We start from the raw sequence: 25,212 nt of genomic DNA on the forward strand, positions 1-25,212 counted from the left end.
GCCGATCAAAAGGGCCGCTCACAAAGCGGCCTTTCGTGTTAATATAACGCCGCGGGGTGGAGCAGCCCGGTAGCTCGTCAGGCTCATAACCTGAAGGCCGCAGGTTCAAATCCTGCCCCCGCAACCAGAACACAAAAGCCCGCCTCGTGCGGGCTTTTTGATTCCAAAACACATCTGAGCGAGCACTCAGTCCCAAAGGACCGGGTTTGGATCCCTGGTGTCCAGCGCATTTCGTGCCAGGAATTCCGCCGCCCGCACCGTTTCCAGAGCGTTCGCCGCCTCCCTGAAATATGGCAGGGTTTGCCACAGCGTGCGATCGCCGACGATGTAGAAGCGGCGCTTGGCGCGCGTCAGCGCCACGTTCAAGAGGTTTGGCTTGGAGGCGGCCCAGCCGGCCGCTCCGCGATGAGCGGCGTCGGCGCCGAGCACCAAGAAAACACTATCCTCTTCCTTGCCCTGGAACGTGTGCACGGTGCCTATCCTTTCCTGAAGCCACTTCTGCAGTTTCGGGGGAGACGCTTCCGTATATCCCTCCTGGTCGATCCAGCACGCCTGGGCCAAAGCCCGTCGCAGATTGTTCTTCACTTCCTTGAACGGCGAGATGACGTAGAGGTCCGGCAATGCACCGGAACGGCGGTAGCTCGCGGTGAGGAGATCGACGATGAAGTCCGTCTGCTCCGCACCGCCTGTTTGCCCGACACCTTGCCCTTGACGTCGATCCAGGCGCTGTCGCCATAGAAGGGCGGTGCGTCGCCGGCCGGCCGGCGCTCTGCCAGCCCGAAGATCATCTTGTTCTGGTAAGCGATCTGGTTGGCAAGGCTGAACATCGGATCGATGCAGCGTCGATGCACTCTGAGAGGGCTGCCGATCCAGAGTCCGTCTGCTTCCTCGTCTTGAAGCGTTGTTCCGTAGCGATTGGCGGCATCGGCCAGCATCTGCACCGACACCCTGTTCGGCGAATATTGGCCTGCCGCCGTGTGGAGCGAAAGCGCCGAAGCGGCGCCAATCAGTGCGCTCGGAAGGGTAAAGACCGGCTCGATCTGCTGGGGATCGCCGATCACCATGGCGCGGCGCGCCCGCAACAAAGCTCCGACGGCCGCCTGCGGCACGGCCTGGCCGGCTTCATCGATGAAGACCCAGCCGATCGAGCCGGCTTCGAGACCGCGGAACTGCCGGGCAAAGGAGGCGAATGTCGTCGAGACGACGGGAACGATCATGAAGAGGCTTTGCCAGATCGATGCAACGTGTTTGTCATCGACGGGATTGTTGTTGGAAAGCAGTTTGCTGATGGCAACGATATTGCCGCCGAAACCTCCGCCCTTCCGACCGACCTCAGCCAGCCACGCTTCGTGCAGCGTCAATGCTGCTTCGAACAATGCCGAACGCAGAGCCGCCAGTTCGTCCTGATGCCAGAACCCGTCAATCTGCACCTGCGCGCTGTCGAGGTCGGCGAGGCGCTCCGGTGCGGCGGGGTGACCGAGAATTGCTCCCAGCCGCTCGAGCTCTTCGGTCTTCGCAATCCAGATTTTCCGTCGTGACCGCAGTGCGCGTGCGGCTTGGTCATGCGCTCGCAAAGCACGTTCCAGCGCGGGTTTCTCGGCCTTCGCAAGCCGATCTTCGCATTCCGCCAGCGCCTTGCGCAGTTCCAGCTGCTGGCGCGCATTGGCGGCGACATCTTGGCGATGCCGCCGGGCGGGGTTGGTCGCAAGCACTCTCTTCCATCGCGCAGGAGCGCTGCGGTCGAGCAGCTGTTGCTCCTCCATCAAAGAGGACAAACTCTGCTTGATACGGCCCATTTCGGCCGCGACCTCGTCGCACCGGTTCTGCGCATGGCGAAGCTCGTCAGCGGCGGCGGCCAGCTTTTCGAGCGTTTCGCGGCAGAATGCATCCTGCGTAACCAGAGCAATTTCATCACGGAGGTCGGCATAGCGGGCATATTGGCCGATCTTGCCGCGAACCACGTCATCGGCGGCATGGAAGGCGGCCGACGCTTCGGCGAAGGTCGCTCCCTCGTAGCTCTTCAACCATTCCCAGATGGTCTGCGGCTTCTCGGCGCCCGACCAGCCGGGCTTCGACCTGTCGGTGATTTCCATGAAGGCGAACCGCTCCTTGAACGCTCGGCGGTTCCTGGAATTGCCGAGCGCGCAGGCAATCAATCCCCAAGGGCGATCGCTGTCGGAGAGCCTGATGACCCCTCCATTGTCCTTCTGGCAGGCGATCTTATGGGCGACCGTCTGGAGATATCGGAAGGAAGATGACTTCGCAATCGCGCTCTGCTTGGGAAGATCGCGCGAAATATTCTCGACCGCGGCGTTGTTGGAGGACGCGACGACCATTTCGAATCCGGTGAGCGCCGGGATCAGCGCCGATATCGAGGCCGAGCTGCGGTCGGCAAAGGTGACGCGCCGCGGCAAGCCGTCAAAGGCATCGCGTGCCGTCTCCAAGGAGGCCAGGACCCGGGCGCGCCGAACGATATTATCCGCGAACATGTCGCGCAGCAGAGTGGTCTTTCCGGTGCCCGGTGGGCCGTTGACCGAAAATAAACGCGTTTCCAATCGGTCGCCAATGGCCGAGTTGATCGCGAACTGTTGCATGAGGCTCATTGCGAGGTGAGGTTCGCTCAGCCAGCGTCCACGGTTGAGATTGCCAGGATGCAGCGCCCGAACGATCGCGGCGCGCCCATCCTGCGAATAGAGGTCGATCCGCTTTTCATCGGCCAGCGGGGTGAGATATCGCCTGAGCGGCTCTGGGACATTGCCTTGCTTGATGCAGATCATTGCCCGTTCGATGTCCTCGATGAAGAAGCTGTTCAGGATACCAATGTCTTCTTCAACGCTTGCACTTTCGTCCTCCTGGTCGTCGGCATGGGCTGCCTGATCCTCCTGTTGCGGCTGTAACGAGATGAGATCAGGTCTTTCCACCCTGTCACGGTAACGTATTTCTACGGCGGCGACGGGCTTTTCCTCGCGCGAGACAAAGCCTGCCCAATCGCAGAGCAATTCATTGAGCGTCAGGATCTCCGCGGCATCGATCGGCTGATCGGCACCGGCCTCGAAGGACGAAGATGTCAGCTGCCGCTGCGCCTGAAAGTTTTGCAGCAGTTCCGACAGTTGCCGCTTGCTGGCGGCAAAAGCCTCGTGGCTGAGCGAGGCAAGCCCGGATTTCCGCACGCGGCCAAGAGCCCACGGAAGCGTGGAAACCGAAAAGGTTTCGAACATCGGCTCGCCCAAGGGCGTGAGCTGCAGGCTGGCAAAGCAGCTGTCACCATCGAGATCGCCGCGTTCGGCATCCTCGTATTCGGCCATATCGCCCGCAACACCCTCGAAGTGCCTGCGAATATCGGCGATTTCGGATTTGCTGAAAACGCCGAGGAACAAGGTAAAGCCGGTAATCTGCTTCTCCTCGGGTATAACAGGACGGCTGAGTGCAGCCCCATCCTGGAGGAGCGTCTTTGCATGCAGCCAGAAGACCGTCCGTCCATCACCTGAGACGAGGCGGCTGGAGAGATCGTACGGTATAAAAAACTCGATTTTGTGCCAGAAATCGAGAATGGCCAGAAGCCGTTCCCGTTCCGCCCTGTCTGCATCGACCTGCATGACTTCTCACTGAGGAGTTACGAAGAGGCTCGCGCCTCTTTTAGCAACGATTGCAGCTTAAAATCAAAGAGCATGGATGGTGATTACGCGTCCGGCCGAAGCTTCCGCCAGTGGGCGCTGGGTTGAGCCAACAACCTGCGACGGTTTACCCGCCTTCATACTCGTTGAGCAAAGATGATATAAATATTACAATTTGTACTGAAACATTACATTCCTCTGATTATCTATAGTGAGAGCAAATATAAGCCTATAGTATATGGGCCAACAAAAATACAACCGATGTGCAGTAATGTATCGTTTTTTGCTCGCGAAAACTAATCACTTTGGGCCATTTCCTTCCTTCTCAATCCGTATTAACATAATTAAGAAATGTCTAAAGAAGAGGGCGGTGACATCAAGGGGGCGGCATTTCATACTATCTTATACCCGCCATCGCTTCACGTTTGAGTAAAGTGTAACGCTAGGGGAGGCGTATATGTTCATGACAGGCTCAGGAATGGAGAATACCGACCAGGCAAGAAAGTCCAGCGCTTCCGGAGATACTATCGTTGTAGTTGCCAAGGCGGATCTTTTTTCAGAATGCATGGTGGAAGCACTGGCAAAGAAATTCCCGAACTGCGACGTGCCAAGCATATCAAAAACGAATCCGATGCTGGAAAAGGATACCAGCGATCTGAAGCTCGTATTATTCTATCATATAGCCCAGCCTGAGCTTCAGGAAGCGTTGAAGGCGGTGCGGGAAAATCACCCGGAAGCCTCCATCGGACTTGTCGTCGAGGCCATCGACATGCTGGAACCCTATGTCAGCCGTTTAGTGGAGGCAAGGATCATCGACGGTGTCCTGCCGCTCAATCTTCGGCTTGATGTGTTCATGGCCGCGGTGGATCTGCTGATGAAGGGCGGGGAGCATTTTCCTTCAGCGCTTCTTAATCGTCTCGGCAACAAGAGCGCCCAACTGGAGCCTTCACTCTATCAGACGAGATCGGTCGATGCTGCGCGCACCAATGCGCTCAAGCTGAGACGCGACAGCATCTCCGCCTTGACGACCCGTGAGGTTCAGATCCTCGATCTCATCTGCAAGGGGACGCAGAACAAGATTATCGCCGACAAGCTGCATCTTTCCGAAAATACCGTGAAGGTTCACGTCCGCAACATCTATAAGAAGATGAACGTCCGAAACCGCACGGAAGCTGCGTCCCGCTTCTTCAATGAACATCCCGCCGGCGATGACGAGATGTCCAGCCGTTGGCGCAACTGATCTATAGCGCAGCGCCTCTGTTCAGAGGCGCAAGGAAAGCCGCAGCACGGTTTACTACGGGATAATCTATCCTTGCCTCGGTGCGATTCCAAGGATTTGCTTCAGATCGATGGACGCGCAAAGCAGCGCGACTTCTGTCCGAAGCCGCTCGGAGAGCAGATATACGGGGCTGATCCGTGATAGGCGACGACGCGCGCAGGTGTTGCGGCCGGCCGTACGGCCCGCTTTTCCGGGTAGGCGTATGCCGTCGAGACGCGTGGCGCCTGAAAGGCGACGACATTCTTCTTAGCGACGGCGGCTAGGTCGTCGCCAACGACCGCACAAGCTGTCGATCCGACCGCAAGAAGCGTCGTGACACAGGCAATCATCGCAAAATGAAATAGACGCCAGCCTTTCGGCTGCGCTGTAGCTTGTTTTTTCGACATGGCCAAACCCCTCGCACATGGCGTTTCCGGATGCAAGTCCGACCGTGCAGTTCCGCGCGGCCGGCGCTTCATTTCTTTGTATCCTTTCTTTATTGAGCAAAGCTTGAGTGAGGTATGGATTCCCGTTCTACGTGAAAAAATATATAAAATGATTAATTATTTGTTACATTAAAGAACAATTCGATACTTATTTTGGGTTCTATATGCTTTTAATGTTGACCTCTCTAACAGTCTCATTATCACTAAAATAGTGAATCAATTATCCGAAGAATAACTGTTAGCTATCTGAGCAGATATACTAACAACGTGAAATTAACAGCCGGAGAGTTGAGATACGCAATGCCTGAATAAATCAAAAGACTGAGATAAGGGAAGGAGTTTGTAATGCGTAGTTTCGTTCCCGGCGAAGGATATTCTGAAGTACAAGGCGTACCGGTGCTCAAGAATCCGGGCACCGCTCTTGTCAATGGCGGAGCGGGTTTTCTTGGTTCGCATCTCTGCGAAAGACTCCTGCTACGCGGCCACAGCGTCATATGCCTCGATAATTTTTCGACCGGCCGCCGTGTGAATGTCGATTATCTCCAGTCGAACCCCCGCTTCCGCATCATCGAGCACGATGTTCGTCAGCCCTTCGATATCGAGGCGTCGCTCATCTTCAATTTTGCCTCCCCCGCCTCTCCGCCCGATTATCAGCGGGATCCGGTGGGCACATTGCTCACCAATGTGCTGGGCGCCGTCAACACCCTGGACTGTGCGCGAAAAACCGGTGCGATCGTCGTTCAATCGTCGACATCGGAGGTGTATGGCGATCCGAACCAGAGCCCGCAGCGCGAAACCTATTGCGGCAATGTCAATCCGATCGGGCCGCGTGCCTGCTACGACGAAGGCAAGCGCAGCGCCGAAACCCTGTTCTTCGACTACCACAGGACCTACGGCGTCGACATCAAGGTCGGCCGCATCTTCAACACCTATGGACCGCGCATGCGCCTGGATGACGGCCGCGTCGTCTCCAATTTCATCGTTCAGGCTCTGCGCAACGCCGACCTGACGATTTACGGCGACGGCCAGCAAACCCGCTCCTTCTGCTATGTCGACGATCTCGTTGAAGGTTTCCTGCGTTTCTCGGCAGCCGGCAGCGCATGCCACGGCCCGATCAATCTCGGCAATCCGGGCGAATTCACCGTCCGGCGCCTGGCCGAAATCATCCGGGATCTGACAAATTCGCGCTCCCGCATCATTCACCTGCCTGCTGTCGTCGACGATCCCCGCCAGCGGCGGCCGGATATTTCCCGTGCCAGAACCGAGCTGGGATGGCAGCCCCAAATCGAGCTCGAAGCCGGCCTGGCGCGCACGGTCGAATATTTCGATGGCCTGCTTGCCCGGACAGAGAAGGCGGAGGCCGTATGACATGCCCCGCTACATTCTCGTCACCGGCGGTGCCGGTTTCATAGGCAGTCACATCTGCAAAGCGTTGTCGCGCGCCGGAATCATCCCGGTTACCTACGACAACCTGTCGACCGGACATGCCGACAGCGTCCGCTGGGGGCCGCTCATCCGCGGTGAACTCGGCGATGCGGTCGCGTTGCGCCGGACGTTGGCTGAATTTTCGCCCGATTGCGTTATCCATTGCGGCGCCAACGCCTATGTCAGCGAATCCGTCGACATGCCGAGAAAATATTACCGCAACAACGTCATCGGCAGCCTGACGCTGCTCGAAGCCTGCCTCGATCAGGATATCGACCGGATCGTCTTTTCGAGCAGCTGCGCCACCTATGGCGTTCCCGCCTCGTTGCCGATACGGGAGGAAACACCGCAGCAGCCGGTCAATCCCTATGGCCGCACCAAGCTGATCTTCGAGATGGCGCTCGAGGATTTTGCCGCCGCCTATGGCATCCGCTTTGCCGCGTTGCGTTATTTCAATGCGGCCGGCGCCGATCCCGATGGTGAGCTTGCCGAGCGCCACGAGCCCGAGACCCACCTCATCCCGCGTGCCCTTCTCGCTGCCGCCGGCAAGCTGGAGCGGCTCGATATCTTCGGCACCGATTATTCGACAGCCGACGGAACCTGCGTTCGCGACTATATCCATGTCAGCGATCTCGCACAGGCGCATTTGGCAGCCGTCAATCACCTGATGGCGGGCGGCGACTCCCTCAGCGTCAATCTCGGCTCCGGCCGGGGCACCTCGGTGCGTGAGATTCTCGATGTCATCTATCGCATGACCGGCCGTGAAGTGCCTGTCCGCTATCGCTCCCGCCGTGCCGGCGATCCGCCGATCCTTTTTGCCAATACGGCGAGGGCGAAGGCGGAGCTCGGCTTCGCGCCGACACTCTCGGATATTGATACGATCATCCGCACTGCCGGCCCCACCTTCGGGCTGGAGGTGACGGCATGAGCCTCATTTCGGAATTAGGTTACCCGATCAAGACGGCGAAAGCTGCCGCCGGCCCGTTCAAGCCTGTTTTCACCCGGTGGAATCGTGTCGCATATGGTTTTGGCATCCTCTGCTGGCTGGCGGCACTCGGCTATTTCTGGATCTGGTGGTGTCAGGCCGCCCATATCATTTCCTGGGCTGCCTTCGTGCTTGTCACAGTCGTACTTGCCTGGATCACGCTCGTCCCAGCCTATTTCATTCTGATCTTCCTCAATGCAAGAACAATCAGCTCACGCACACCGCTGCCGGAAGGACGCATGGCGATGGTCGTCACCAAGGCGCCGTCCGAGCCCTTTGCCGTCGTCCGCGCCACATTGCAGGCGATGCTCGATCAGATCGGCGTCGAGTTCGATGTTTGGCTGGCCGACGAGGATCCTTCCGAGGAAACCAGACGCTGGTGCGCCGAGCACGGCGTGCTGATCTCCACCCGCAAAGGCGTGGCCGAGTATCACCGCACGACCTGGCCGCGCCGGACGCGATGCAAGGAAGGCAACCTTGCCTATTTCTACGACCATTTCGGCTATGCACGTTACGATTTCGTCGCCCAGTTCGATGCCGATCATGTGCCGACACCGACCTATCTCCGTGAAGTCCTGCGCCCCTTCGCCGATCCTGGCGTCGGCTATGTCACCGCTCCCAGCATCTGTGATGCGAATGCGGCGGCAAGCTGGGCGGCGCGGGGAAGGCTTTATGCGGAGGCAAGTCTGCATGGTTCGCTGCAGACCGGCTACAACAATGGCTGGGCACCGCTCTGCATCGGCTCCCACTATGCGGTTCGCACATCGGCCCTGCGTGAGATCGGCGGCCTTGGCCCCGAACTTGCCGAAGATCATTCGACCACGTTGATGATGAATGCCGGCGGCTGGCGCGGTGTCCATGCCGTCGACGCGATCGCTCACGGCGACGGCCCGGCGAACTTCGTCGATCTCGCCGTCCAGGAATTTCAGTGGTCACGCAGCCTCGTCACCATCCTGCTGCGCTACTCCCGCCGCTATGTCGCCCACCTGCCCTGGCGGTTGAAATTCCAGTTCGTGTTTTCGCAACTTTGGTACCCGCTGTTCTCCGCCGTCATGGCGGTGATGTTCCTGCTGCCGGTTGCCGCTCTGCTGACGGGCCATATTTTCGTCGCTGTCACCTATCCGGATTTCCTGCTGCATTTCGCGCCGATATCGATCGTGCTGATGCTGTTTGCATTCTTCTGGCGGGCGACGGGAACTTTCAGGCCGCATAATGCGAAACTGTTCGGCTGGGAGGGGCTTGCCTTCATCTTCCTGCGCTGGCCGTGGTCGCTTGCCGGCAGCCTGGCGGCTGTTCGCGACCACCTCTCCGGCTCTTTCGTCGACTTTCGCATCACCCCGAAAGGCAGGCAGGAGCAGCATTCCTTGCCGCTGCGCGTTTTGGCACCCTACATCTGCCTCGCCGGCCTGTGCGCCGTCGCCATGGTGTTCGCCGCCGACGCCGCGGCCGCCCGGGGTTTTTATATTTTCGCTGCGATCAATCTGGCAATCTATCTGTCGCTGACGGTGCTGATCGCCCTTCGTCATGCAATCGAGAACGGTCTGCCGCTGCTGCCGCAGTCACGCGGCCTGTGGCTGGCAACGGCGACGGGCTTTGCAATCTGCATCACCGGCAGCATGCAGGTCGGCGGCCATGGGCTGCGCAGTCTCGAGGCTCTTTCTCACGGTCAGTCGTTCATCAGCTTCAGCCAATCGCAATTTGCCGTGGCCGGTGCCGGCCTCGGTGGCAGCAAAACCCGAACCGTGAAGTTCCGCCTCAGATGGAATGGCTTCGGGAGCGTGGGACGGAGCGAACAAGGTGTGTGAGCCGGCGGATCCGGCCAGTGTCGAGGAGGATGTCATGCGTATCGGATCGAGACTCTATGGGGCGGCCCTTGCTTTCAGCCTGTGCCTGCCACTGGCGGCGCAGGGTGCCGAGACCGCAAAGAAGAAAGAGCCGACGCCGCTCAGCGCCTATGAGCTCTATCGGATCTACGGCGACAGGACCTGGACCTGGGACACCGGTGGCGGCCGCTTCATCGAGGATGGCCGGCGGTTTGTCGCCTGGGTGAACGACAAGGGCAAGCAGTCGTTTGCCGAGGGCAAATGGGTCGTGGATGACCTCGGCCAGCTCTGCATGCGCGCCACCTGGACGAATGCCGAGGGTGCGGCGCGCGCCAGCACCTGTTTCGGTCACCGCAAGATCGGCAACACGATCTATCAGCGGCGCCAGCCGAACGGCAACTGGTACGTCTTCCGCCATTCCTCGGTGCGCGAGGATGATGAATTCCGCAAGCTTGTTGCCGCGGATACTGTCAGCGCCAAGGCACGCGATCTGAAGCAGGTCCTGTCGGACCAGGAACTTGCCCGAAAAGGAGGGTAGCCATGAAGAAGCTGATGAAAAACCACCTCTCGACCGCTGCGCTCGCACTTCTGCTATTGTGCGTCGCGGATCTGCCGGGCCGAAGCGAGGTGCAATATGCCGGCATTGCCCCGAACCAGGCATCCAGCCTGCGAACGATCATCGACAAGCGCCCGGTGGTTCATGCCGACGGCATCAAGTTCGGCGCCTATGACCCGCATGGGGATTTCGGCGCTCAGACGAATGTCTCGACCGAAGCCCTGTTCCTGCCCTGGGAAGACGTTGATCTGGAGACGCTGCGTGTCGCCGATGCCTATGCCCAGGCCAGAGGCCGCAACCTGCTGATCACGGTCGAGCCGTGGTCCTGGGACGTCGACTGGCGGCTGACCTCCGAAGAGCTTCGCCGCAAGGTGCTGCGGGGCGATTACGACGTCAACATGCGGGCGATCGCGCAGATGATCTCTCAGCTGAGGAGCCCTGTGATCGTCCGGTGGGGCCAGGAAATGGAGGACAAATCGGGCCGGTTTTCATGGTCCGGCTGGAATCCGGCGGATTACATCGCCGCCTATAAGCGGATGATGGATATCGTTCGCGACGAGGCGCCCGGCACCGAGCTCATGTGGTCGCCGAAGGGGGAGCCCGGCCTTGATGCCTATTATCCCGGCGATGATTATGTCGATCTCGTCGGCCTCTCGGTTTTCGGGCTCCAGCGCTATGACGAGCTTGCCTACAACAAGCACCGGACCTTTTCGGAAGCGTTGAAGCAGGGCTATGATCTCGTCGCCGGCTATGGAAAGCCCATCTGGGTCGCAGAGCTCGGCTACGAAGGCGGCGACGCCTATATGAAACCCTGGATCGAAACCGCGACGCTGAAGCAGAGCGCCTTCCCGAACCTTCAGGAAGTGGTCTATTTCAATGACCGCGACGTGCACGCCTGGCCCTTCAACCTCGGCCGGCCGGACTGGCGCGTGGTCGAAAGCCTGGCAGCCAACTGAAAGGCATCTGAAGCGCAAATCCATAAGATCGCAACGCGCTTCATCCGGAAACCAGAAAGGCCCGCCGGGGTTTTGCGGGCCTCTCCTCTCATATCCGGCAGCCGATCATCCCTTGAGCGTTGCCTTACCCTCTTCGACGAGCCGGGTCGCCGCATCGGCGGGCGAGGTCCGTTCGAAGGCAAGTTCGTCGCAGATCGGGCGCAGCACGCGTTGGTCGAATTGGGTTGCACCCATCGGCACCGGCGGGGGATATTCGCCGACCTGATCCTTGAGCATGTTGACGTATTTGACCGTTTCCTGCTCCGTCGGGTTCAGTTGCGGCAGAATGGCTTCACGCACGACCGGCGACATCGGCACGCCGCGCTCGACGCCGAGAATCTTGCCGGCCTCGATGTCGTTGACGAAGAAGTCGATGAATTTCGCCGCCGCTTCGCCGTTCTTCGTCGTGGCGCCGACACTCCAGATCAGCGCAGGGCGGTAGTAATGGCCCGACGGCCCTCCCTTCTTTTCCCGCGGCAGCATGGTGATGCCGAGCTTGTTCTTGATGATCAGCTGATAGCCGATCATCTGGTTGGAATAGGCCATGCCGATGACCGACTTGCCAAGACCAAGCGCATTGGTGTCGATGGTGTTTTGGTCGAGCGTCTGGACGTCGGCAGCCACCGTGCCCCCGGCCTTGCGCAGCTTCTCCCAGTAATCGAACCATTCCGTGGCATCGTCGGCCGTGAAACCGAGCCCGATGGTTTCCCTCGCAAATAGGCTCTTGCCGCGTTGGCGCAGCCAGGCGTCGAACACATAGGCGTAGCGGGCCGCATAGGGGCCCCCGCTCTTGCCGGACGACTTGGCGAGTTCGACGGCGAGCTTGGCATATTCATCCCAGGTGAGATCGGGTGTCGGCAGCGGAATGCCGGCCTTTTCAAATTCGACCGTGTCGAAGAACATCGAGAAGGAGTTGAGGCCGAGGCCGACACCATAGAGTTTGCCGTCGATGGTGGTGAGTTTCAGCATATCGGCGCCGAAGGACTGGACCTTCAATGCCGAAGGGACGAACTCGTCGAGCGGCATGCAGGCGCCGCGCTTGGAATAGTCGGAGATCGTTCCCGGCTCGAGCTGGAAGATGTCAGCGATCGAACGGCCGGCCATCTGGGTTGCGAGCTTCGTCCAGTAGCCGTCGCCCGAAAGCGATTCCCCGACGATCGTGACGCCTGGTGTCTTCGACTGGTAGAGTTTGGCGACGTCGAGCGTGCGTTTGGCGCGGTCGTTCGACCCCCACCACATGGCGCGCAGCGACGTGTCTTCGGCAAAAGCCGGAATGGCGCTTCCCGCGCCGAAGGCCAGGCCGGCGGCTGCACCGGCTGAACCCATTAGGAATGAACGGCGGTTGACCTGCATACTATCCTCCTTTTCCCCATCTGCCCGCTGCCATCCTCCAACGGCGTCTGTCGGGCATTTCGGCAAGCAGCCTACGCAAAAAAATAATTATTGCAAGAAATAAAGCTGGTATTGCAAATTTGCGTAGTTTGCATAAACTTTGCCCATGAGCGATGAAAAAATCAGACGGCCGCGTCAGGCCGATATAGCCACATTGGCGGGCGTCTCGGTCTCGACGGTATCTCGCGTGCTGGCGAACGAACCGGGGATCAGCGAAACCGTCCGTCGTCAGATATTGAAGGTGGCCGCCGAACACGGTTATCCGGTCAAGCCGGCTGTTGAGGCCGTTGCCGGCGGGCTGGCGCTGATCGCCAGCGACGGCGTCACGGGCGGCCTCAGCGTCTTTTACGAGGCGATCGTCGAGGGCCTGCGCGCCGGAGCGGCCGAAGCGGGCATGCCGTTTGAAGTCCGGATGGTCCGGGAGGAGCGCATCACGCCGGACGCTGCGCGCGATTATATGCAGGCCGCGGCCGCCGAAGGTCTCTTTCTCGTCGGCATCGATCCAAATGAGATGCTGCGCGACTGGCTGCAGGACAGCATGGTGCCGACCGTTCTCGTCAATGGCACCGACCCCGCAATGCGTTTCGATGGGGTTTCGCCGGCTAATTTCTTCGGCGCCTATCAGGCGACTGGCCGGCTGACGAAGGCCGGCCATCGCCGCATCCTGCATCTGAGCGGCTCTCATCGCCAGACAATCCGTGAGCGTATCCGCGGTTTCGAGGCGGCGATTGCCGCTGTCCCCCGCGCCGAAGGCCGTTTCGTAGCCATGACGCTGCAGGGCAGCGCCAGCCGCGAGGCCCATGAACGCACGGCGGCGATCCTCGCCGAGAATGCCGGTTTTACCGCCGCGTTCTGCATGAATGATTTCATCGCCGTCGGCGTCCTCGAGGCTGTCATAGAAGCGGGCCTGCGTGTGCCGGAGGATTTCGCCATCGTCGGTTTCGATGATCTGCCCTGTGCGCTGATGACCAATCCGCAGCTTTCCACCATGCGCGTCGACCGCGCCGCCCTCGGGCGTGAAGCCATCTCGCTGATGCTATCGCGTTTCCGCAACAGGACGGCGCCGGCGCGCCACATCTGCCAGGCCGTCGTTCCCGTTGCGGGAGGGACCGTTGTGAACATCGAACCCCGTGAGTGATCCGATGACCTATGATCCCGCCAGCGCCAATCCGCTCGCCGGCAATCCGCTCGAAACGCGCGCTGATATGAGCCGCGCCCTGCTTGATCTCTTCGATCCGCTGCTTGCCTGTTTTTCGAAAGGCAATGCCCGCGTCAGGTTGAGCGGCGGCGCCGCCCATTTCGACCGGGCGGCGGCTGATCTCGAAGGTTTCGCCCGCCCGCTCTGGGGCTTGGCCCCGCTCGGCGCCGGCGCCGGCGACTTCGCCCACTGGCATCGTTTTGCCGAGGGCCTTGCAAACGGCACCGATCCCGCTCATCCCGAATATTGGGGAACCGTCAATGGCCGCGACCAACGCATGGTCGAGCTTGCCGCGCTCGGTTTTGCCCTGGCGCTGGTGCCGGAAAAAATCTGGAAGCCGCTCGATGCACGCGCCCGCAGCAATGTCATCGCCTACCTCAAGCACGCCAGGCAGTTCGACTATGCGGACAACAACTGGAAATTTTTCCGTATTTTCGTCGACATCGCCCTCGATCGTCTCGGCGCCGATTTCGACCGAAGTCTGACACGGCAATATCTGGAAGAGCTCGAGGGCTTCTATATCGGCGACGGCTGGTATCGCGACGGAAACGTGCGCCGCATCGATCACTACATTCCCTTCGCCATGCATTTTTACGGGCTGATCTATTCGAAGCTCGTCGACGACGATTACGCCAAGCGCTACCGCGAACGCGCCATCCTCTTCGCCCGGGATTTTCGCCACTGGTTTGCCGCCGACGGTGCCACGATCCCCTTCGGCCGCAGCCTGACCTATCGTTTCGCCTGCGCCGGCTTCTGGTCGGCGCTGGCCTTCGCCGATGTCGAGGCACTGCCCTGGGGCGAGGTCAAGCACCTCTGCCTGCAGCATCTGCGCTGGTGGAGGGACAAGCCGATCGCCGATCGCGACGGCGTTCTGTCGATCGGTTTCGGCTATCCGAACCTGTTGATGTCGGAGAGCTACAATTCCGCCGGCTCGCCCTACTGGGCGTTGAAGGCCTTTCTGCCGCTTGCGATCGCCGAGAATCATCCGTTCTGGACCGCCGAAGAAAAGGCGCCGGAGCAGGCGCCCGAGGTCGTTCCCCAGCGCCATCCCGGCATGGTGATGATGCGGACGGGCGGCGACGTCGTCGCGCTATCGGCCGGCCAGGAAAATCTGCAGATGCGCTTCGGAACGGAAAAATACGCGAAATTCGCCTATTCCTCCCGTTACGGCTTCAGCGTCGAATCTGACGAACGCGGCTTTGCGCTCGCCGCTTTCGATTCGATGCTGGCCTTCAGTGACGACGGGCTGCATTACCGCGTGCGCGAGACGAATGAGGAAGCCAGGATCGCTGGCAATGTGCTTTACGCGAAATGGTCACCTTTCCCCGATGTCAGCGTCGAAAGCTGGCTGGCGCCCGCGGTCCCCTGGCATATCCGCCTCCACCGGATCAGGGCGGCCCGGCCGCTGAGGGTCGCCGAAGGCGGCTTTGCCATCGCTCGCCGGGATTTCGAGCTGGACACGCTGTCGGCTTCGGATGGGACTGCCTATGCGATCGGCGAAGCCGATTTCAGCGGTATTCTCGACTTGGGATCATCGGTCGAACGCGCCGGGCTCGCGCAGAAGGCACAGCCCAACACCAATATGATCGTCGCCAAGACCATCGTGCCGCAACTGCGCGGCCAGATTCCGGCCGGCGAAACCATCCTGGTGACGGCGGTGCTGGCCCTTGGCGATCCCGCTGCCGTCGCCTCCGCCTGGACGCGGCCGCCAGAAGCGCCTGATATTGCGGCGCTGGAGGCGCTGGTGCGGGAAAAGGGTGTGACCGTCAGCGCCATCGAAGCCCCGGGCCAGATGCCATGAGCCGCCCGGCAATCGTCCTTGCCATGGAGCCGTCGCGCACGGAGCATGTCCTGCCCGCCGAGATCCTGCGCCGGCTCGATACGATCGGCCGCCTGCTGGACCCCGAGCCGCTGCAGCGCCTCGACGACGCGCGGGCAAGGCGACTGCTTTCCGAAGCCGAAATCCTGGTTACCGGCTGGGGCGCACCCTATGTCGGGCCCGAGATTTCCGCCGCCGCGCCGCGGCTTCGCCTGATCGTCCATGCTGCGGGTACGGTGAAGGGCATCATCGACGAGGCCATCTTCGAAGCCGGCATCGCGGTCAGCCACGCGGCCGAGGCCAATGCGGTGCCGGTCGCCGAATTCACGCTGGCCGCGATCCTCTTCGCCGGCAAGCGCGCCTTCCGGTTCCGCGATCTCTATGTCGCCGACCGCCACCGCGATCGCACCTATCCGATGCAGCACGAAGCGATCGGGAATTATGGCCGCACCCTCGGGATAATCGGCGCCTCGCGCATCGGCAGGCGGGTGATCGAGCTGTTGAAACCGTTCGACTACAGGCTGCTGCTGTTCGATCCCATGGTCGATGCCGCCGAGGCGGCAGGCCTTGGAGCGGAGAAGGTCGAGCTCGACGCATTGATGCGACGCGCTGATATTATTTCCCTGCACGCGCCGTCACTGCCGTCGACGCAGCATATGATCGATGCGCGAAGACTGTCGTTGATGAAGGACGGCGCGACGCTCATCAACACGGCGCGCGGCATCCTCATCGATGAGGCCGCTCTGCTTTCGGAGCTGAAGACCGGCCGCATCGACGCGGTTATCGATGTGACCGATCCGGAAATTCCGGAGGCCGGTTCGGCCTTCTACGATCTGCCGAACGTTTTCCTGACCCCGCACATTGCCGGTGCCATCGGCTTGGAGCGGGCGCGTCTCGGCGAGATGGCGGCGGATGAGGTCGAGCGTTTCACGACTGGCCGGCCGCTGCTCTACCAGATCCGCCGGCAGGATCTCGAAAACATCGCCTGACGCTTTAGCGTCAGCGCGGTGTCCTCAGCGAATTGGGTGAACCGTCATTGGCAAGTTCGGGCATCAGCTCGGCGATTTCGACCACCTTGCCGGTGCGCGAACTCGTCAGCGCGGCAATGCCGCAGAGCACGGACATGGCGCCCGCCCGCGTGCCGGCGCGCTGGCCGAGCCGGTCTTCCATGTGGGGTTTGAAGATCATGTTGCGCATCCGGTCGTCGCCGCCGTAATGGCCGCCGGTGAAATGCGGGACGACGATCCGTTCGACCGCTTCCTTGCCATTCGGGAAATTGCGGATGAGAAGAATAGTGTCCTCCTTCGGCTGTTCCCAGGGCTGCGCCTCATACTGGCGGATTTCGATACGGCCCTTGGTGCCGTTGAAGGCGAGGTGATGGCCCTCTATCGGCTGGAACGTATTCAGTGAATAGGAGACATGGACGTTGTTGCGGTAGCGGAGCGACACCACCATCGTGTCGGGAATATCGATATCTTCGCGGAAGACGCAGCCATCGCGGAAATAGCCGTCGATCTTCGAAGGATCCTCGTAAAGCTGATCGAGGAAGGGATCCTTTTCGAGATCGAGATAGTAGTCGCATTCATGCGCGTGCGGACAGAGCTTGCAGCGGGGTCCGCGGAACGGGCCCTTGCGGCCATAGTTCTGCAGATCGGCGAAGGACGTGACGGCCTCGGGGTCGCTGTCGAGATACCAGTTCAGGAGATCGAAATGGTGGGTGGCCTTGTGAACGAACAGGCTGCCGGAATTTTCCGTATAGGCATGCCAGCGGCGGAAGTAGTCGGCGCCGTGCTTGGTGTTCAAGTACCAGTGGAAGTCGACGGAGGTCACCCGGCCGATCTCGCCGGCATTGAGCAGTTCCTTGATCCGGGCCGCCGTCGGCGCATAGCGATAGTTGAAGGAGACATCGACCCGGCGACCGGTGCGCTTCTCGGCGTCGAGAATCCGGCGAATTTTCGCGATCGAGGTGGTCATCGGCTTTTCGGTGATGACGTCGATGCCGGACTCCAGCGCCCGCACGATGATATCGTCATGCGTCTGGTCGGGCGTGCAGACGATGGCCAGATCCGGCTTCTGCTCGGCGAGCATGGAATCGATGTTTTCATAGAGCGGCGCATTGCTGCCGATCATGTTGCGGGCGCGCTCGCCGCGCAGCGAGTTCTTCTCGACGATGGCTGTGAGGTCGACATGTTCGCGCCAGCCGGCAAGCAGGTCCTTGCCCCACATGGTGGTGCCGCGGTTTCCGGTGCCGATCAGGGCAAAACGGCGTTTCTCCATCGAATGATTCTCCTGCATGCTGATGAAACGAATTTTGAAATCAGATCTGGCAGCAGCTCCGGAAACGCTCGACGCAGGTGGCGATCACCTCGTCGGCCGGGCGCTTCCACCAGGTCTCTGCCGAAAAGATCTCCACCTCCTGCGCCCCGAAGAAGCCGGCGTCCTCGATCATCCGTCTTATGCCCTTGAGGTCGATGACGCCATCGCCCATCATGCCGCGGTCGAGCAGCATGTCCTTGGTTGGCACCAGCCAGTCGCAGATGTGGTGGGCAAAGATCCGTTTCATCCGTCCGGCGCGGGCGATCTGGTTGGCAAGATCGGGGTCCCACCAGACGTGGTAGACGTCGATCGCGACACCGACATCCTCGCCGAGGGCTTCGCACATGTCGAGCGCTTGGCCGAGCGTGTTCACGCAAGAGCGGTCGGCGGCATACATCGGATGTAGCGGCTCGATGGCGAGCTTCACGCCTGATGCCTGTGCATGCGGTAGCACCGCGGCAATGCCGTCGAACACCATCTGGCGGGCCGCGACGATATCCCTGGAAGTGCCCGGCAACCCGCCGACGACGAGCACCAGGCAATCGGCTGAGAATGCCGCCGCCTCGTCGATCGCCCGCCTGTTGTCGTCGAGGTTCTTCTGCCAGTCGGCCTCGTTCGCCGCCGGAAAAAAGCCGCCGCGGCAAAGACCGGTGAGTTTGATGCCGTTCGATTTGACGATGCGCACCGCCTCATCGAGGCCGGCCTTGGCGACCTGGTCGCGCCAGGGCGCAATCGAGGTGATGCCATGCTTCAGGCAGATATCGACGGCTTCGGCAAAGCCACATTGCTCGCGGATTGTCGCCAGATTGATCGAAAGTCCTTCGACCTGCATCTCATTCCTCCCTTGCCGTGCCTGAGATCAGTGAACGCCGTGGACGGCCAGCACCTGGCGCATCCGCGCCGCTGCGAGTTCCGGATCGGCCAGCACCCGCGCCTTGTCGGCCAGGCGAAAGAGTTCGGCCAGATGCGTGAGCGAACGCGTGCTCTGCTGGCCGCCAACCATGGTAAAATGGTCCTGCAGGCCGTTGAGGTAGGCGAGGAAGACGACGCCGGTCTTGTAGAAGCGGGTCGGCGCCTTGAAGATGTGGCGCGACAACGGCACCGTCGGCTCGAGCAGATCGAAGAATTCGTGATTGCTCTTGCGGCCGAGCGCGTCGAGGGCAGCGGAGGCTGCCGGCGCGATCGCATCGAAAATGCCGAGCAGCGCGTCCGAATGGCCCTCTTCGTCGCCGGCAATCAGCTCGGCATAGTTGAAATCGTCGCCGGTATACATGCGCACGCCTTTCGGCAGCCGGCGGCGCATCGCCACTTCCTTCTCCTTCGAGAGCAGGGAGATCTTGATGCCGTCGACCTTTCCGGCATTGGCTTCGATTACCTCAAGGCAGGTTTCCATCGCTTTCAGATGGTCGTCATTGCCCCAGTAACCCTGAAGCGCCGGATCGAACATTTCGCCGAGCCAGTGGATGATAACGGGTTCCTTGACCTGGCGAAGGATGCGGTCATAGACCCTGATATAATCGTCCGGGCTCCTGGCAGTGACGGCAAGCGCACGGCTTGCCATCAGGATGATGCGGCCGCCTGCCGCCTCGACCGTTTCGATCTGCTCTTCATAGGCCTTGAGGATCGTGTCGATTGTTACCTCGGGGCCGGGTATCAGATGGTCGGTGCCGGCGCCGCAGGCAATCAATGCATCCTTGCGGCCGGCGGCTTCGCTAAGCGCCCGACGGATGAGGTCACGCGCTTCCGGCCAGCCGAGGCCCATGCCGCGCTGCGCCGTATCCATGGCTTCGGCGACCCCGAGGCCGAGATCCCAGAGCCGGTGGCGGAAGGCGAGCGTCCGCTCCCAGTCGATCGCCGGCGTCAGCCATGGATCGTTGTCGGCGAGCGGGTCGGCGACGACATGGGCGGCGGCAAAGGCGATGCGCGGAAAGGCCTTGGCGTCGCGCTTCTTCAGTTCGATTGGCGTGCCGGTCAGCGTATAGGGGATGATCTTGCCGTCGAGGGGGAGATTGATCGTCGTCACGGCTCAGAACTCCAGTGCGGGAACATCGAGCCAACGACGCTCAGCCCAGGATTTCAGGCCGAGCTCGGCCAGTTGCACGCCCTTGGCGCCGGCTTCCAGCCCATAGGGCCACGGCGCATCTTCGACGACATGGCGGATGAACATTTCCCACTGCGCCTTGAAGCCGTTGTCGAAAGCCTGCGTGTCCGGAACCTCGTCCCAGGTCTTGTAGAAATCGATCGTCTGCGGCTGGTCGGGGTTCCAGACCGGCTTCGGCGTGTTGACGCGGTGCTGGCTCCAGCATTTCGTCAGCCCGGCGACGGCCGAACCATGGGTGCCGTCGACCTGGAAGGTGACGAGATCGTCGCGGCGCACGCGCACCGCCCAGGAGGAGTTGACCTGCGCGATCACGCCGCCTTCGAGCTCGAAGGTCGCATAGGCCGCATCGTCGGTGTCGCAATTATAGGGCTTGCCCTGCTCGTCGATGCGGCGCGGAATATGCGTGGCGCCGAGGCAGGAGACGGCCTTGACCTCGCCGAACAGATTATCGAGCACGTAACGCCAGTGGCAGAGCATGTCGAGGATGATGCCGCCGCCGTCGCCCTTGCGGTAGTTCCAGGAGGGGCGCTGCGCCGGCACGCCCCAATCGCCTTCGAAGACCCAGTAGCCGAATTCGCCGCGCACCGAGAGGATCTTGCCGAAAAAGCCGGAATCCCTGAGCAGCGCCAGTTTGCGCAGGCCGGGCAGGAAAAGCTTGTCCTGGACGACGCCGTGCTTGAGGCCGGAGCCGCGCGCCTTGCGGGCAAGGTCGATCGCCACCTGCAGATCGTCGGAAATCGGCTTTTCGCAATAGACGTGCTTGCCGGCGTCGAGCGCCTTGGACAGAAGCTCGGCGCGCATCAGCGTCGTGCCGGCGTCAAAGAAAATCGTGTCGTCGGGATTGGCGAGCGCGGCATCGAGATCGGTCGACCAGCGCTTGATGTTATGCTTCTTCGCCAGCTCTTCCATCTTGGCGCCGTTGCGGCCGACGATGATCGGGTCGATCTCGAGTTTCTCGCCGGATTTCAGCGTGATGCCGCCCTGGTCGCGGAAGGCCAGAATCGACCGCACCAGGTGCTGGTTGTAACCCATGCGGCCGGTGACGCCGTGCAAGATGATCCCCAAGCGTGCCATTTTTTCCTCCCTGCAATTTTTTGCGGCGGGAGCGGGCGTCCTGGCCCGGCCCTCCCAAGCCGGTAACTAAACGGTTACTTGATGGCAGAAGAGCGGCGAGCCTGTCAAGAGTCAAATCCTGCTTTCGAGACTCAGCGCTTGATTGAGGCAAGCGTGACGTGGACGATATGCTTTTCCCAGGCGTCGAGATGGCTCGGCTCGAGAAGGTCGCGGCCGAAGATCGTCGAGAGCGTGTACTGGTTGGAAAGGTAGAAATAGCCGAGCGAGGCGATCGTCAGGTAGACGTGCAGGGGATCGGCGGTTTCGATGAAGACGCCCTGCTTCTTTCCCTGCTCGAGCACTTGGGAAAGCTCACCGATCAGATGCGAATGCAGCTCCTTGAGCCGGACGGACTGACGCAGCCAGCGGGCGCGATGTAGGTTCTCCGTGCCGAGCAGGCTGAGGAATTCCGGATGCTGGAGGAAATAGCGCCAGGTGAAGAGCGCCAGTTCGCCGATGCCTTCCTCCGGGCTGCGATCGCCGATATGCAGGGCGCGCTCGGCGGTGCGGATGCCGACATAGGCCTCCTCGAGCACTTTCAGGTAGAGCTGCTCCTTGTCGCCGAAATAGTGGTAGAGCATGCGTTTGTTGGTGCCGGCCCGCTCGGCGATGGCGTCGACGCGGGCGCCGCCCATGCCGTTTTCGGCGAATTCCCGGGTTGCCGCTTCGAGGATCGCCGCGCGCGTCCGCTCCGGATCACGTTGGGCCGTCCGCTCCGGCGACGGTCGCCGGGCCTGCTTCCTTTCCCTGTTTCCCCCGTTGTCGTTCATCAGCTCCACCCCTGTCGTCACGTGTTGCGCTCATAAGCCTTCGATGCGAAATTGTAAAAACCGAATTTCGAATGGCAGCCCGCGCAACAGAAGGTCGGAGCATGACGTCGCCTGCAACCGCGACGCTTTTCGCCATCATGCTCTGACCGACACCGCTTGACAGGGTTGCCGCTTTGCTCGTAGCTTGTAACCAATTAGTTATTTGCGCAAGCAAAACTGGTTTGGAAGCGTGTGGAGGCGCTTCCCTTTGGAGGAGGAAAAAAATGACTCTGCGTGTAAATAGACGTAATTTCGTGGCCGGAGGCGCAGCCCTTCTGTCGCTTTCAGCGCTCGGCACCAGCGCCTTGGCACAGGAAAAGCGCCTGCGTCTCCTGTGGTGGGGCTCGCAGCCGCGTGCCGACCGCACCAACAAGGTGTCGCAGCTCTATCAGACGAAGAATCCCGGCACGTCGATCACCGGCGAATTCCTCGGCTGGGGCGATTACTGGCCGCGCCTTGCGACCCAGGTCGCCGGCCGCAATGCGCCCGACGTCATCCAGATGGATTATCGCTACATCGTCCAATATGCGCGGCGCGGCGCGCTTGCTCCGCTCGAATCCTATATGCCGGCCAAGCTTAATCTCGATGATTTCGACAAGGCCCAGATCGAGGGCGGTAGCGTCGACGGCCATCTCTATGGCGTCAGCCTTGGCGCGAATTCGGCAGCCACGGTGCTGAACACGACCGCTTTCAAGGAGGCGGGCGTCGATCTGCCGACGCAGGCGACCACTTGGGATGAGTTCGCCCGCATGGGGGCGGAAATCACCAAAGCGGGCAAGCGCAAGGGCATGTTCGGTATCGCCGACGGCAGCGGCGCGGAACCGCTGTTCGAGAACTGGCTGCGTCAGCGCGGCAAGGCGCTCTACACTGCCGACGGCAAGATCGCCTTCGGCGTGGAAGACGCATCGGAATGGTACGACATGTGGGCGAAGTTCCGTGAGGCCGGAGTCTGCGTTCCCGCCGACGTGCAAGCCCTTGACAAGAACGATATCGAAACCAACACGGTATCGCTCGGCAAATCGGCCGCCGGTTTTGCCCACTCCAACCAGTTCGTCGCTTATCAGGCAATGAACAAGGACAAGCTGGCGCTCACGAACTACATGCGCGTTAAGCCGGATTCGAAGGGCGGCCACTATCGCAAGCCTTCGATGTTCTTCTCGGTCTCGGCCCAGTCGAAATCGATCGACCTGGCGGTGGACTACGTCAATTTCTTCGTCAAGAATCCTGAGGCAGTGCTGCTCCTGGATGTCGAACGCGGCATTCCGGAATCGGCTGCCATGCGCGAGGTTGTTGCGGCGAAGCTCGATGAAAACGGCAAGGTCGCATTGGACTATGTCAGCGGTCTCGGCGATCTCGCGGGCAAATTGCCCCCGCCGCCCCCGGCCGGCGCCGGTGAAGGCGAGCTGACATTGCGCAACATCGCCGAGCAGGTCGCCTTCGGGCAGCTGTCTCCTTCCGACGGAGGCAAACAGCTTGTCGACGAAATTACGCAGATTCTCGCACGAGGCTGATCCCGTATGAGCAATGCGATGCGCACGCCCGCAGGGGCCATACCGGTGGAAAGATATCAGGGGGCCGTGGCCGAGGGACGCTTCCGGCGTCTCTGGAATGCCAATGCTCCCGGCTACCTCTTCCTCCTGCCATGGCTCGTCGGCTTTTTCGGGCTGACGCTCGGGCCGGCCCTGATTTCGCTCTATCTCTCCTTCACCGACTACGACATGCTACGGTCGCCGAGTTGGGTGGGAACGGCGAATTACGTGCGCATCGCCACGGCGGATCCGAAATTCTCGGCAGCCATGAATGTCACCCTGACCTATGTCGTCTTCTCGGTGCCGTTCAAGCTGACCTTCGCCCTGCTGGTCGCTATGGCGCTGAACCGCGGCCTGCGCGGGCTGACCTTCTATCGCGCCATCTTTTACCTGCCCTCATTGCTGGGCGGCAGCGTGGCGATCGCCGTTCTCTGGCGCCAGCTTTTCGCCAGCGATGGTCTCGTCAATGCCGCGCTCTCGCAGTTCGGCATCGAAGGTCCGAGCTGGATCTCGCATCCGAACTATTCGATCTATACGCTGGTGGCGCTGTCGGTCTGGCAGTTCGGCTCGCCGATGATTATTTTCCTCGCCGGCCTGCGCCAGATCCCGCAGGACATGTATGAGGCGGCCAGCCTCGACGGCGCCTCGAAATTCCGGCAATTCCACAAGATCACCCTGCCGCTTCTGACGCCGGTGATCTTCTTCAACGCCGTCGTCCAGACGATCGAAGCTTTCAAGGCCTTCACGCCGGCCTTCATTATATCGGGCGGCACCGGCGGGCCGATCAATTCGACGCTGTTCTACACGCTCTACCTCTATCAGGAAGCCTTCGGCAATTTCCGCATGGGCTATGCCTCGGCGCTCGCCTGGATCCTGGTGGTGATCATCGCGATCTTCACCGCCTTCTCCTTCCTGACCTCGCGTTATTGGGTGCACTACGATGACTGAGATGACCGCTTCCGTCACTGCGGCCAGGCCGCCATCGGACATCACCAAACGCAGCCTGCCGGCGTCGCTCGTCATCCACGCCCTGCTGATCGCTGCTTCGCTTCTGATGCTCTATCCGCTGTTGTGGATGGTCTCGGCATCGGTCAGGCCCGAAAACGAAATCTTCTCGTCGACCTCGCTCATCCCGTCGTCGATCGATTTCGCCTCTTATGTCCGCGGCTGGACCGGGCTCGATGTTAGCTTCGGCCGATTCTTCTGGAATTCGCTCGTCATCTCGCTGCTGGTCGTGACCGGCAATGTCATCGCCTGTTCGCTGACGGCCTACGCCTTTGCGCGGCTGCGTTTTGCCGGCCGGAATTTCTGGTTTTCGATCATGCTCGGCACGCTGATGATCCCCTATCACGTGACGCTGATCCCGCAATATGTGCTGTTCCTCGACCTTGGCTGGGTCAACACCATCCTGCCGCTTGTCGTGCCGAAGTTTCTGGCAAGCGACGCCTTCTTCATCTTCCTGATGGTGCAGTTCTTCCGCGGCATCCCGCGCGAACTCGACGAGGCGGCGATGATGGACGGCTGCAGCGCCTGGCGCATCTACTGGAAGATCATGTTGCCGCTGTCGCTGCCGGTGCTGGCGACCGCCGCCATCTTCTCCTTCATCTGGACCTGGGACGATTTCTTCGGACCGCTGATCTACCTGAACGACATGAACACCTATACGATCCAGCTCGGCCTGCGCACCTTCGTGGATTCAACCAGCGCATCGGATTGGGGCGGCCTGTTCGCCATGTCGACCTTGACGCTGGTGCCGGTGTTCTTCTTCTTCCTGTTCTTCCAGCGCCTGCTGATCGAGGGCATCGCCACGACGGGCATGAAGCGTTGATGGCG

19 protein-coding genes, 1 tRNA gene and 1 pseudogene are annotated in these 25,212 nt (G+C 60.9%); 13 read left to right on the forward strand and 8 right to left on the reverse strand.

Annotation, left to right across the window (positions count from 1 at the left end):
- Nucleotides 1–50: 50 nt before the first annotated feature.
- Nucleotides 51–127 (forward strand) — tRNA-Met (locus EFR00_RS30040).
- A 59-nt stretch (nucleotides 128–186) separates the two neighbouring features.
- Here EFR00_RS30040 and EFR00_RS30045 read toward each other — a convergent pair.
- Nucleotides 187–3,596 (reverse strand): annotated as a pseudogene (locus EFR00_RS30045) (DEAD/DEAH box helicase).
- Between the two features lie 475 nt (nucleotides 3,597–4,071).
- Here EFR00_RS30045 and EFR00_RS30050 point away from each other — a divergent pair.
- Nucleotides 4,072–4,854: a helix-turn-helix transcriptional regulator gene (locus EFR00_RS30050; protein ID WP_077990186.1), complete on the forward strand. Its 783-nt coding sequence runs from the start codon at nucleotides 4,072–4,074 to the stop codon at nucleotides 4,852–4,854.
- Nucleotides 4,855–4,955: 101 nt separating this feature from the next.
- On the opposite strand, the gene EFR00_RS33765 is transcribed toward EFR00_RS30050, so the two are convergent.
- Nucleotides 4,956–5,279, reverse strand: coding sequence for a hypothetical protein (locus tag EFR00_RS33765; RefSeq protein WP_077990187.1), 324 nt, complete (start codon nucleotides 5,277–5,279; stop codon nucleotides 4,956–4,958).
- Nucleotides 5,280–5,663: 384 nt separating this feature from the next.
- Between EFR00_RS33765 and EFR00_RS30060 the strand changes: the two genes are divergently transcribed.
- Genes EFR00_RS30060 through EFR00_RS30080 form a run of 5 tightly spaced genes read left to right on the forward strand, consistent with a single transcriptional unit; the run spans nucleotide 5,664 to nucleotide 11,063 of the window.
- Nucleotides 5,664–6,686 (forward strand): UDP-glucuronic acid decarboxylase family protein, encoded by a 1,023-nt coding sequence (locus EFR00_RS30060; protein ID WP_077990188.1) that lies wholly within the window; start codon nucleotides 5,664–5,666, stop codon nucleotides 6,684–6,686.
- A 1-nt stretch (nucleotide 6,687) separates the two neighbouring features.
- Nucleotides 6,688–7,671 (forward strand): UDP-glucose 4-epimerase GalE, encoded by a 984-nt coding sequence (gene galE / locus EFR00_RS30065; protein WP_077990189.1) that lies wholly within the window; start codon nucleotides 6,688–6,690, stop codon nucleotides 7,669–7,671.
- Complete coding sequence (locus EFR00_RS30070; protein WP_077990190.1) at nucleotides 7,668–9,533, forward strand: glycosyltransferase family 2 protein; 1,866 nt, start codon at nucleotides 7,668–7,670, stop codon at nucleotides 9,531–9,533. The genes galE and EFR00_RS30070 overlap by 4 nt, the downstream gene beginning before the upstream one ends.
- Nucleotides 9,534–9,567: 34 nt before the next feature.
- Nucleotides 9,568–10,089 carry a DUF995 domain-containing protein gene (locus EFR00_RS30075; RefSeq protein ID WP_038685959.1) on the forward strand — a complete coding sequence of 174 codons (522 nt, stop codon included), beginning with the start codon at nucleotides 9,568–9,570 and terminating at the stop codon, nucleotides 10,087–10,089.
- A 2-nt stretch (nucleotides 10,090–10,091) separates the two neighbouring features.
- The gene (locus tag EFR00_RS30080; RefSeq protein WP_077990191.1) at nucleotides 10,092–11,063 is read left to right on the forward strand and encodes a glycoside hydrolase family 26 protein; all 972 of its coding nucleotides are present in this window, start codon (nucleotides 10,092–10,094) and stop codon (nucleotides 11,061–11,063) included.
- Nucleotides 11,064–11,168: 105 nt separating this feature from the next.
- On the opposite strand, the gene EFR00_RS30085 is transcribed toward EFR00_RS30080, so the two are convergent.
- Nucleotides 11,169–12,455 carry an ABC transporter substrate-binding protein gene (locus EFR00_RS30085; protein ID WP_077990192.1) on the reverse strand — a complete coding sequence of 429 codons (1,287 nt, stop codon included), beginning with the start codon at nucleotides 12,453–12,455 and terminating at the stop codon, nucleotides 11,169–11,171.
- A gap of 145 nt (nucleotides 12,456–12,600) precedes the next feature.
- Here EFR00_RS30085 and EFR00_RS30090 point away from each other — a divergent pair, with 145 nt between their 5' ends.
- Genes EFR00_RS30090 through EFR00_RS30100 form a run of 3 tightly spaced genes read left to right on the forward strand, consistent with a single transcriptional unit; the run spans nucleotide 12,601 to nucleotide 16,500 of the window.
- On the forward strand, nucleotides 12,601–13,632 hold the full coding sequence (locus tag EFR00_RS30090; RefSeq protein WP_077990193.1) for a LacI family DNA-binding transcriptional regulator: 1,032 nt from the start codon (nucleotides 12,601–12,603) through the stop codon (nucleotides 13,630–13,632).
- A 4-nt stretch (nucleotides 13,633–13,636) separates the two neighbouring features.
- On the forward strand, nucleotides 13,637–15,493 hold the full coding sequence (locus EFR00_RS30095; RefSeq protein WP_077990194.1) for a DUF2264 domain-containing protein: 1,857 nt from the start codon (nucleotides 13,637–13,639) through the stop codon (nucleotides 15,491–15,493).
- The gene (locus tag EFR00_RS30100; RefSeq protein WP_077990195.1) at nucleotides 15,490–16,500 is read left to right on the forward strand and encodes a hydroxyacid dehydrogenase; all 1,011 of its coding nucleotides are present in this window, start codon (nucleotides 15,490–15,492) and stop codon (nucleotides 16,498–16,500) included. The genes EFR00_RS30095 and EFR00_RS30100 overlap by 4 nt, the downstream gene beginning before the upstream one ends.
- 10 nt (nucleotides 16,501–16,510) lie before the next feature.
- Here the strand turns inward: EFR00_RS30100 and EFR00_RS30105 are convergent, their stop codons facing one another.
- The 5 genes from EFR00_RS30105 to EFR00_RS30125 all read right to left on the reverse strand — a co-directional run bounded on the left by EFR00_RS30105 (nucleotide 16,511) and on the right by EFR00_RS30125 (nucleotide 21,811).
- Nucleotides 16,511–17,788, reverse strand: coding sequence for a Gfo/Idh/MocA family protein (locus tag EFR00_RS30105; RefSeq protein WP_077990196.1), 1,278 nt, complete (start codon nucleotides 17,786–17,788; stop codon nucleotides 16,511–16,513).
- A gap of 40 nt (nucleotides 17,789–17,828) precedes the next feature.
- Nucleotides 17,829–18,659 (reverse strand): sugar phosphate isomerase/epimerase family protein, encoded by an 831-nt coding sequence (locus EFR00_RS30110; RefSeq protein ID WP_077990197.1) that lies wholly within the window; start codon nucleotides 18,657–18,659, stop codon nucleotides 17,829–17,831.
- A 27-nt stretch (nucleotides 18,660–18,686) separates the two neighbouring features.
- Entirely contained in the window at nucleotides 18,687–19,850 is a 1,164-nt protein-coding gene (locus EFR00_RS30115; protein WP_077990198.1) for a dihydrodipicolinate synthase family protein, read from the reverse strand.
- A gap of 3 nt (nucleotides 19,851–19,853) precedes the next feature.
- Complete coding sequence (locus EFR00_RS30120) at nucleotides 19,854–21,002, reverse strand: Gfo/Idh/MocA family protein (RefSeq protein WP_077990199.1); 1,149 nt, start codon at nucleotides 21,000–21,002, stop codon at nucleotides 19,854–19,856.
- Nucleotides 21,003–21,133: 131 nt separating this feature from the next.
- Nucleotides 21,134–21,811 carry a TetR/AcrR family transcriptional regulator gene (locus EFR00_RS30125; RefSeq protein ID WP_038685980.1) on the reverse strand — a complete coding sequence of 226 codons (678 nt, stop codon included), beginning with the start codon at nucleotides 21,809–21,811 and terminating at the stop codon, nucleotides 21,134–21,136.
- Between the two features lie 263 nt (nucleotides 21,812–22,074).
- Between EFR00_RS30125 and EFR00_RS30130 the strand changes: the two genes are divergently transcribed.
- From EFR00_RS30130 to EFR00_RS30140, 3 genes are read left to right on the forward strand one after another with little or no spacing between them, the layout of a single operon-like run.
- Nucleotides 22,075–23,361, forward strand: a complete 1,287-nt coding sequence (locus EFR00_RS30130) for an ABC transporter substrate-binding protein (RefSeq protein ID WP_077990200.1) — start codon at nucleotides 22,075–22,077, stop codon at nucleotides 23,359–23,361.
- A 6-nt stretch (nucleotides 23,362–23,367) separates the two neighbouring features.
- On the forward strand, nucleotides 23,368–24,327 hold the full coding sequence (locus EFR00_RS30135; RefSeq protein ID WP_077990201.1) for a carbohydrate ABC transporter permease: 960 nt from the start codon (nucleotides 23,368–23,370) through the stop codon (nucleotides 24,325–24,327).
- Nucleotides 24,320–25,207, forward strand: coding sequence for a carbohydrate ABC transporter permease (locus tag EFR00_RS30140; protein WP_086155835.1), 888 nt, complete (start codon nucleotides 24,320–24,322; stop codon nucleotides 25,205–25,207). The genes EFR00_RS30135 and EFR00_RS30140 overlap by 8 nt, the downstream gene beginning before the upstream one ends.
- Nucleotides 25,208–25,212: the final 5 nt, after the last annotated feature.

This window comes from Rhizobium sophoriradicis, assembly GCF_003939025.1.
Taxonomy (GTDB): domain Bacteria; phylum Pseudomonadota; class Alphaproteobacteria; order Rhizobiales; family Rhizobiaceae; genus Rhizobium; species Rhizobium sophoriradicis.

What these genes read in the sequence shown, in the direction of transcription:
- EFR00_RS30050 (WP_077990186.1), top strand. Translation starts at nt 4,072, where the DNA reads ATGTTCATGACAGGCTCAGGAATGGAGAATACCGACCAGGCAAGAAAG.
- EFR00_RS33765 (WP_077990187.1), bottom strand. Translation starts at nt 5,279, where the DNA reads ATGTCGAAAAAACAAGCTACAGCGCAGCCGAAAGGCTGGCGTCTATTT.
- EFR00_RS30060 (WP_077990188.1), top strand. Translation starts at nt 5,664, where the DNA reads ATGCGTAGTTTCGTTCCCGGCGAAGGATATTCTGAAGTACAAGGCGTA.
- galE (WP_077990189.1), top strand. Translation starts at nt 6,688, where the DNA reads ATGCCCCGCTACATTCTCGTCACCGGCGGTGCCGGTTTCATAGGCAGT.
- EFR00_RS30070 (WP_077990190.1), top strand. Translation starts at nt 7,668, where the DNA reads ATGAGCCTCATTTCGGAATTAGGTTACCCGATCAAGACGGCGAAAGCT.
- EFR00_RS30075 (WP_038685959.1), top strand. Translation starts at nt 9,568, where the DNA reads ATGCGTATCGGATCGAGACTCTATGGGGCGGCCCTTGCTTTCAGCCTG.
- EFR00_RS30080 (WP_077990191.1), top strand. Translation starts at nt 10,092, where the DNA reads ATGAAGAAGCTGATGAAAAACCACCTCTCGACCGCTGCGCTCGCACTT.
- EFR00_RS30085 (WP_077990192.1), bottom strand. Translation starts at nt 12,455, where the DNA reads ATGCAGGTCAACCGCCGTTCATTCCTAATGGGTTCAGCCGGTGCAGCC.
- EFR00_RS30090 (WP_077990193.1), top strand. Translation starts at nt 12,601, where the DNA reads ATGAGCGATGAAAAAATCAGACGGCCGCGTCAGGCCGATATAGCCACA.
- EFR00_RS30095 (WP_077990194.1), top strand. Translation starts at nt 13,637, where the DNA reads ATGACCTATGATCCCGCCAGCGCCAATCCGCTCGCCGGCAATCCGCTC.
- EFR00_RS30100 (WP_077990195.1), top strand. Translation starts at nt 15,490, where the DNA reads ATGAGCCGCCCGGCAATCGTCCTTGCCATGGAGCCGTCGCGCACGGAG.
- EFR00_RS30105 (WP_077990196.1), bottom strand. Translation starts at nt 17,788, where the DNA reads ATGGAGAAACGCCGTTTTGCCCTGATCGGCACCGGAAACCGCGGCACC.
- EFR00_RS30110 (WP_077990197.1), bottom strand. Translation starts at nt 18,659, where the DNA reads ATGCAGGTCGAAGGACTTTCGATCAATCTGGCGACAATCCGCGAGCAA.
- EFR00_RS30120 (WP_077990199.1), bottom strand. Translation starts at nt 21,002, where the DNA reads ATGGCACGCTTGGGGATCATCTTGCACGGCGTCACCGGCCGCATGGGT.
- EFR00_RS30125 (WP_038685980.1), bottom strand. Translation starts at nt 21,811, where the DNA reads ATGAACGACAACGGGGGAAACAGGGAAAGGAAGCAGGCCCGGCGACCG.
- EFR00_RS30130 (WP_077990200.1), top strand. Translation starts at nt 22,075, where the DNA reads ATGACTCTGCGTGTAAATAGACGTAATTTCGTGGCCGGAGGCGCAGCC.
- EFR00_RS30135 (WP_077990201.1), top strand. Translation starts at nt 23,368, where the DNA reads ATGAGCAATGCGATGCGCACGCCCGCAGGGGCCATACCGGTGGAAAGA.
- EFR00_RS30140 (WP_086155835.1), top strand. Translation starts at nt 24,320, where the DNA reads ATGACTGAGATGACCGCTTCCGTCACTGCGGCCAGGCCGCCATCGGAC.